General features: G+C 28.6%; 3 protein-coding genes and 2 pseudogenes. 3 read left to right on the plus strand and 2 right to left on the minus strand.

The window, feature by feature from the left end:
• Window positions 1-105: pseudogene (locus CD172_RS12030) on the minus strand (IS6 family transposase); the annotation flags it as partial.
• A gap of 355 nt (window positions 106-460) precedes the next feature.
• On the opposite strand from CD172_RS12030, the gene abc-f reads away from it, so the two are divergent.
• The 3 genes and pseudogenes from abc-f (at window position 461) to CD172_RS12045 (ending at window position 3928) form a co-directional block, all read left to right on the plus strand.
• Window positions 461-2077, plus strand: a complete 1617-nt coding sequence (abc-f, locus tag CD172_RS12035) for a ribosomal protection-like ABC-F family protein (RefSeq protein ID WP_103346478.1) — start codon at window positions 461-463, stop codon at window positions 2075-2077.
• A 175-nt stretch (window positions 2078-2252) separates the two neighbouring features.
• A pseudogene (locus CD172_RS12040) lies at window positions 2253-3302 on the plus strand (lantibiotic dehydratase); the annotation flags it as partial.
• Entirely contained in the window at window positions 3251-3928 is a 678-nt protein-coding gene (locus CD172_RS12045) for a thiopeptide-type bacteriocin biosynthesis protein (protein WP_158694793.1), read from the plus strand. The pseudogene CD172_RS12040 and the gene CD172_RS12045, both read left to right, overlap by 52 nt.
• Window positions 3929-4538: 610 nt before the next feature.
• Here the strand turns inward: CD172_RS12045 and CD172_RS13090 are convergent.
• The gene (locus CD172_RS13090) at window positions 4539-4673 is read right to left on the minus strand and encodes a hypothetical protein (protein ID WP_259342051.1); all 135 of its coding nucleotides are present in this window, start codon (window positions 4671-4673) and stop codon (window positions 4539-4541) included.
• Between the last annotated feature and the right edge of the window lie 393 nt (window positions 4674-5066).

Genomic DNA, 5066 nt, shown 5'->3' on the forward strand with positions numbered 1-5066 from the left:
CAATATTTCAGATATATTTCGATAACTTAATGCATATCTTAGATAGTAGCCAACGGCTACAGTAATGACATCTTTGTCAAATTGCTTATATCTGAAATGATTCATCCTCTGCACCTCATTTTTGTTGACTATTATACTATATTTCTAACTTTGCAACAGAACCATTCTATGTAATACTTACTTATTTAGACATAAAAAGAGAGTGTACAGAAAATGGGTCATTTTCTGCACACTCTTTAAGTTACCAATTTTTTAGTGTAAAATATGTATAAACTATATTTGAGGAGGTGTCTAAATGTTTCTTATAGCTTATTGTTGCAGATATTTACAAATCATACGCAACAAATTTTCGATTTTAATTCCAAAATTGGTGAAGTCTGTCTCTTTTGAAATTATTAATCGGTCTATAAGGAACTGACACTATATACTTCTTCCTTATAGATAACATGGAGGAAGAAAAATGAATATACTAAATGCCTCGAATGTTTCTAAAAGTTATGTAGAGGAAACTTTATTCGATAATATTAAGATGACCCTTAATTCTGGTGAAACTATAGGGTTAGTAGGACGTAATGGTGAAGGAAAAACCACTTTATTAAAGTTACTAGCTGGGTTAGAAACACTTTCCCAAGGTGTTATTAGTTGGAAGAAAAATGTGAGGATAGGTTATTTAAACCAAATACCTGATTATGAAAAAAGTACAAGTGTTTATCAATGCTTGAAATCTGTATTTCAAGAGTTAAATACGATATCAAAACAGCTTGAAATTATAGAAAATAAAATGAGCGAAGATATAGAAGATATAAGTACACTAATGTCTTGTTATGGTGAGTTACAGACATATTATGAAGAAAATGGTGGTTATGAGATAGACGCTAAAATACGTAAAGTGACTCATGGTTTAAATATCGCTCATTTACTTGAAACAGAGTGGGGAGATTTATCAGGGGGAGAACGTACAAAAGTAGGCCTTGCTCAAATGTTAATTAAGCCTACAGACTTGCTACTTTTAGATGAACCAACAAATCACCTTGATTTTAAATCTATAGAATGGTTGGCTAACTATATAGAAAGCTATGAAGGTGCTGCTGTAATTGTTTCACACGATCGTTACTTTTTAGATGAAACAGTCAATCAAATTATGGAAATAGATCAAAAAGCGCTTCATACTTATAATGGAAATTATTCATATTTTGTTGAAGAAAGAGAAAAAAGACTATTAGCTGAATTCGAAGCCTACAAAACACAACAAAAGAAAATTAAAAAAATGAAAGAGTCTATAAAGCAATTAAGAACATGGGCAAGCCAAGCCAAACCACCGAATGCTGCAATGTATCGTCGAGCTAAAAGTATGGAAAAAGCTTTGAACCGCATTAAACGGTTAGAAAGACCAACTTTAGATTCAAAAAAAATGAATATGGAACTAGAAGAAGGTAAGCGCGTTTCTAATAGAGTGATTGAAATGGAAAATGTTGCTAAAGGATATGACTATTCATTATTTGAAAATGTAAATATGTTAATCAGAAGAGGCGAACATGTCGCTATTATAGGAGATAATGGTACTGGTAAATCAACATTGTTAAAAATGATTTTAGGAATTACTTCAGTAGATGAAGGTTCAATTAAAACTGCAAATAATTTAAAAATTGGCTACCTTTCACAACATGAGTTTGAAAGTGATAACAATGATACTTTGTTGAATACAATTCGTGAAAAAGTCAATGTATCAGAAGGTCAAGCTAGACATATTTTAGCTAATTTTATGTTTTATGGTAAAGACGTGTTTAAAAAGGTTAATGATCTAAGTGGAGGAGAAAAAATAAGATTAAGATGGGCACAAATTGTAAACACTGATTATAATTTACTAATTTTAGACGAGCCTACAAACCATTTAGATATAGATGCCAAGGAAACCATCGAAGATGCTTTATTAGATTATGAAGGGTCTATAATTGCAGTTTCACATGATAGATATTTTCTTAACAAGCTATTTAATACAACTTACTTGTTAAAAGATAAAGCATTAGAGAAGTTCGAAGGTAATTATAATTACATTAAAGAAAAAAGATTTTTATAACTAATCGACACTTCAAGATTTAAAAGGATAGTTCTTAGCTATCCTTTTTCTCATTTATTAGGGAAATAATTCTCATATATCAAGTAAAGTTACAGCTTATTTGTTATGGTTATTGTCTAAAAATAATATAGGAAGCCGTAATCTTAAAAATTTTCAAAAGTAGTTTTTAGAACATTATGGATTTGAACAGTTGGTAAATGTAAAAGATTTGATTTCAGAAATTAAAGGATTTGGAAGTTTAATTTATACAGAAGGTGAAGGCCAGGGTAATAATATAGATTTTTTAAAACAAAAATATTTAAAAGCTTTAAAAACTAATGGTGAAGTTGAAATAAATGATATAGACTTTCAAAAATTAATTAAAGAAAATAAAGTAAATGAATATCATGCTCCTATAAGTTCTGATATATATTCAGAACTTTATATAGGAAAGTTTTTTAATAGTTATAGTGAGTTAATAGTTATCAGCCCTATAACAACTTTATCTAATGCTGGAGCAACTTTTGGAAGATTTCATCATCTTATCGACTTAAAATACTTATTAGAGCTTGAAAGAGAGAAAAGATATTATTATGAAAAATTTATGGAAAATGATGATATAGAAATGGTCTCTATTAATGAATTGCCTAAGTATCCAAGACATCAAAACGTTTTGTTTAATAATGATTCTTTTGACTATATTGTTAATTTAGGGAAAAATTGCTCGAAACGAGCAAAGGATCTTAGTTTGGATGAACTTTACGTAGGTGCAACAATAAACAAATTATACTTATACTCTAGTTCATTAAATAAAAGAGTTCTATTTGAATCTAATAACATGTTTAACTTTTTTAAATCGTCAAATTTATACAGATTTCTAAAAGAAGTATCTATGGAATCTGTAAAGATTATTGAACCACTAAATGAGTTTAGTATAGATGCGTTCAGTTACCTTCCTAGAATTAGATATAAAAATGTTGTTCTTAGATTAGCTTCGTGGAAAATTAACAGTTCGGTATTAGCATTGCCCCAAAGTGACGAATGGGATAATTTATTTTTAGAATATAAAAAAGAATTTGATATTCCCAATATGGTGAATTTAATATACGGAGACAATAAACTGTTGTTAAATTTAGAGCTATCATCACACCGCTATTTATTAATGAAAGAATACAAAAAAATAAAAGAGCACGTTTGGTTGAGACATTCGTCCCTAATTCAAGTAATGAATACACATACGAAATAGTCACACCAATATATAAAAAAAGAAATTTTTCAGGTCCTAAAATAGAAATACCTAAAAACAAAGATATACAATATGATAGAAATTGGCTTTCTATTCATATTTATATAAATAGAGAGTTTCAAGATGAATTTATAGTCCAATACTTAAACCCATTAATGGAAAAGAATAAGTACAATAAACTTTTAGATAGTTACTTTATTATTAGATACATAGATGATAAAGATTTTTTGAAACTCAGAATATACCGTTATAATGAGGATTATAAAGAATTGTTTGATAATTTAAACAAATGGTTTACTAATGTTAAAATGTACACAGAAGTAAGCTCTTTTGAATTTGTTGAGTTTATACCTGAGTATTATAGCTATGGTGGCGAAAATGCCATCTATGCAATAGAGGAATTTTTTGATTATGATACAGGAGTGGCAGTGAATATAATTAGGGATCAATTTGAGTTTGAAAAAGAATATATTACTGCTATTTCAATAATTTATTTGTTTGAAAAGGCTAATATTACTAATTATGAGGGGGAGGACATAGTAGACAACTATGTTTCTACTTCGTATAGAACTAAAGAAATTAGAATAATTAGGATATATGCAAAATATTTAAATTTTTTACTATAAGGAGGTAGTTTTGTGAAATTTCTTGAAATTTTGGGGACTATAATGGGAGTTTGTATAGTTGTTTTCCCGCTATCAGCTATAGGAATAACGATCTATGAATTTTCAAAACCATATGAGTCACGCTCTTTTTTCACCCCTATAATACTCATTGTACTCTTTATTTTATGTAGTATAGGCTTGATATTTATTGCTAACATTTTACAGTAACCAGTATGATACTTTTAACTGTGGTCTCTTTTTACACGGTTCATCATATATTCAAACTCTTTGATATTCTGGATTTCTCCCCTCTATGTGACGTCGATCTTTATCAATCAAGGTAAATAAAGATGAATAATGAAATTAGTTTTATGATGTTCAATTTTATAACCTTAAATCAAGTCGGATATCGTTAATTTTATTGAAGGCATTTGATTTGTAATTATCGTTTGCGACATACCGGAATAAATTATATCCATGAGGCCTCATTAATTAAAATTAATGAGGTTTATTTTTGTTTTGTAACAAAAATGACCGAATAAGTATAAATATAAATAAGAGAGTGAATGACCGAATGAGATAGTAACATGTAACAAGTTACAAAGTTTCAACTTCATATATTCATCTTGCATTAATTGAATTCTGAGTATTTATTAACCAAATTTGCTAAGGCTTTGAAAGGTTCAACACGGTTACCACATACATCACAATGTACATCTGCACCTAGCACATCAAATAAGATAATCTTATTAAAATCTCTAGTCATATTTAGCCCCTTTATTAAATGCTTTAATGAGCTTCACGAAGAAGTTGAAAATTGAAAAGCGTTTACCACTAAACAATGAAACGTGTAAAAGTTTTAAAAGAACAAAATATAAGTTAAAGTAGCAGCATCTACAATAATTGCAATCGTGTAATTTCTGAAGTGTAGACGCAAAACTCTTTGAAGCTCCTTAATGCTATGTAATTACTATATTTAAGAAGCAAAAAAGGGAATAAGTTAAAAGGTATTTAATTTAAAGTATGTAACTGAATAAGTATAGACATAAATAAGAGGAAACATAACCGAATAATATAGTAACATGTAACAAGTTACATAATTTCAGGTCGCCATGATGATTCTATTGATTTCTCTAATTTTAATTTTTGTTCTTTTTTC

The sequence above is a fragment of the Staphylococcus agnetis genome (assembly GCF_002901865.1).
In the GTDB taxonomy this organism is placed as follows: domain Bacteria; phylum Bacillota; class Bacilli; order Staphylococcales; family Staphylococcaceae; genus Staphylococcus; species Staphylococcus agnetis.

Bases quoted from the DNA above. Each gene is read 5' to 3' on its own strand.
- CD172_RS13090 (WP_259342051.1), bottom strand. From the start codon at position 4,673: ATGACTAGAGATTTTAATAAGATTATCTTATTTGATGTGCTAGGTGCA.
- abc-f (WP_103346478.1), top strand. From the start codon at position 461: ATGAATATACTAAATGCCTCGAATGTTTCTAAAAGTTATGTAGAGGAA.